This window comes from Microcystis sp. M20BS1 (assembly GCF_020245305.1).
Classification (GTDB): domain Bacteria; phylum Cyanobacteriota; class Cyanobacteriia; order Cyanobacteriales; family Microcystaceae; genus Microcystis; species Microcystis ichthyoblabe_A.
Genome location: NZ_JADBUZ010000206.1, coordinates 1 through 2,534 on the forward strand (window position 1 = coordinate 1; position 2,534 = coordinate 2,534).

Annotated in this window: 2 protein-coding genes; both read left to right on the forward strand. The window is 41.0% G+C overall.

The genetic code is table 11. The features are described 5' to 3' along the window. The first annotated feature begins 896 nt into the window (after positions 1 to 896). Positions 897 to 2,033 carry a hypothetical protein gene (locus tag IM507_RS19865; protein ID WP_287637584.1) on the forward strand — a complete coding sequence of 379 codons (1,137 nt, stop codon included), beginning with the start codon at positions 897 to 899 and terminating at the stop codon, positions 2,031 to 2,033. 169 nt (positions 2,034 to 2,202) lie between these two features. Then, positions 2,203 to 2,526: a hypothetical protein gene (locus IM507_RS19870; protein ID WP_287637586.1), complete on the forward strand. Its 324-nt coding sequence runs from the start codon at positions 2,203 to 2,205 to the stop codon at positions 2,524 to 2,526. Positions 2,527 to 2,534 lie beyond the last annotated feature (8 nt).

Genomic DNA, 2,534 nt, shown 5'->3' on the forward strand with positions numbered 1-2,534 from the left:
AGATGAGTTAAAATCAGATGTTAACATTTATGTCAACAATCGAGTAAACGAACTATTATTAAGGATTGAAGCCTTAGAAAAACCTAAACCTCGCCGATCAACTTCTAAAGTTTTTAAAGAATCAGAAGCTTGAAATAATCTCCCCCGGCAATTGCTGGGGGAAAAACCGAAAAAAACTTGTCGGGAAAACCATTAATCATTTATAATGAAAATAATACGCTCTGCAGCGGTGCAACGTAGGCCCCGGCAATATGCCCAAACAAGAACCTAAGAAGTAAGTAAGCAGGGAGTTGTCATAACTCGCCATAGTCCGAAACTTCTCAGGTTCTTGTTTGCTGCGCGTTACCTAGCCTAGAGTAAGAATGTACAATGTTACTACACGGGATCTAATCCTAGGCAACAGTAAGGGTATATACTGTCACTACACGGGACCTAATCCTAGGCTAGAGTGAGGACTATAGTTGTCACTACACGGAACCTAATCCTAGCCTATAGTGAGACGATAGGGTGTCACTACCCACAACCCCTGCCAATTGCATCCATGCAATAAAAAACCTTTTGCATTCATGAAATACAAAAGGTTTTTATCAATTAAGAAGAATTGTAATTCCTATTATAATCTTTTCTCTGATTTTTTAATATTAAATAAGGCTATATGTATCATATATGGAATACATCTGTAGATATAAATTAGATGTATTATATATATATAGTATATATAGTATATATATGACAATCTGTCATAAGTTTGTAGCATTCCGCTACAAACTTATAGCCAATGGTTATAAAATTAGCCCTTGATTTCTTGATGAGAAAATGTTAAAAATGAAAATGGCAAGCGCCTCTCTCTCGCGAGAGAAGCGCTTACCACCAATATAAATCTAAAATTAATCATAATGCAATCTAGCTCTTTTGTCCAGTCAACGGACAAAAAAAACAACTCAGTCAACCAGACTGGACTGCGCGGCAAAATCTGGGAGAACGGCAAAATCACCGCCGGCGTAGTGCCGGGGAAAAAAATTCGCCAAGCTGATCGAGAGTACGATCGCGATTACGAGTATCAATTTGATAGTGCTTTTGTACCAGTTCGGGATTATAAAGGCTATCGAGTAGAAGAACAAGCGTACTTTATTCCAGAACGATCGCAAGAAATCATTGAGCAAAAATACTCATCCCAAGATTCTAGCGATATAAGATTTTCAATTCCTATTAACTCTCACACTTCTCTAAGAGATGAAGTCCGATCCCCCCGCACCCCCCGTGGCCAGAACGGTTTGACTTCCTATGGCAAAAATATGATCCAGAATGGCTGCTACCGGCTTGAGCAAATATACTCACGGAAAAGATTGGCCTTCGGTACGATCACCCTTCCCTCTCTCCCGGAAGATTATCTGCTGCTTCTGATCGCCGATTGGTCGGAACTGGCCCGCCAATTTTTACAGCAACTTGATCGAGAACTGGCCCGGCACTCTCCAAAAAGCAGGGGGCATTATGTAGGCGTGACCGAGATTCAGCCTGAGAGAATGGAAAAATCTGGCATTCCCTGCCCTCACTTGCATTTTATCTATCCGGCCCATGCCGGGGATTGGAATTGGTGGATCACTGCTAATCGGATGCGCCAGATATGGCACTCTATCATGAACGCCAGACTCGCTCAGTGGATACCTGCTGATCAATTGCCTGAGATTAATTGTCGGGCCGCCGTGAATTGCCAACGGCTTAAGAAATCGGCAGCCAAAGAGATGGGTAAGTATTTAAGCAAGGGCAGCTGTATCAAAAAGATTAAAGATTCTGGCTATATCGATTTTTTGCCCTCAGCGTGGTGGCACTGCGGCCGTATCCTTGCTACGGCTATCAAAAAGCATATAATCCCTTGTCCCACCGATCTTTTACTTGCTATCCGGCAAGGAATTGATCTAGTAGGTCGAGGCCTTTGTGAATATCTCTATCCTGTAGAGAGAGACGGGCATATTTTTGGCTGGTCTGGGAAACTATCCGATCTAGGAAATAAGTTTTTTAGAAATTCTTCATGATTGTTTGTAAATGGATAAGTAAACAGAAAGTTGACAAGTGTTGACGTTTCTTGTGTACTGATAAGTTTACAGTCTTTTGCTAACTGTAAACAAATAAGTAAACAGGGGGTTGACAAAAGTTGACAGAGTGTGTAAACTGGTAAGTGTACAGTAAACAAGGAATGTCAACATGAGCAGTAAACCACCGATCAGCTTCCGACTTTCTGAAGATGAATTAATATTATTAGAGGCTAATCAGCAGCCGGGAGAATCCCTCTCCCTGACAGCAGCCCGGCTATTACGAAAACAGCTAGGCGTGCTAGATGGGGCAATCGATCAGCTAGAGCCTAAAAATTTAAATCATCTCATTCAGGATAGAATAGATGAGTTAAAATCAGATGTTAACATTTATGTCAACAATCGAGTAAACGAACTATTATTAAGGATTGAAGCCTTAGAAAAACCTAAACCTCGCCGATCAACTTCTAAAGTTTTTAAAGAATCAGAAGCTTGAAATAATCT

What these genes read in the sequence shown, in the direction of transcription:
- IM507_RS19865 (WP_287637584.1), top strand. Translation starts at nt 897, where the DNA reads ATGCAATCTAGCTCTTTTGTCCAGTCAACGGACAAAAAAAACAACTCA.
- IM507_RS19870 (WP_287637586.1), top strand. Translation starts at nt 2,203, where the DNA reads ATGAGCAGTAAACCACCGATCAGCTTCCGACTTTCTGAAGATGAATTA.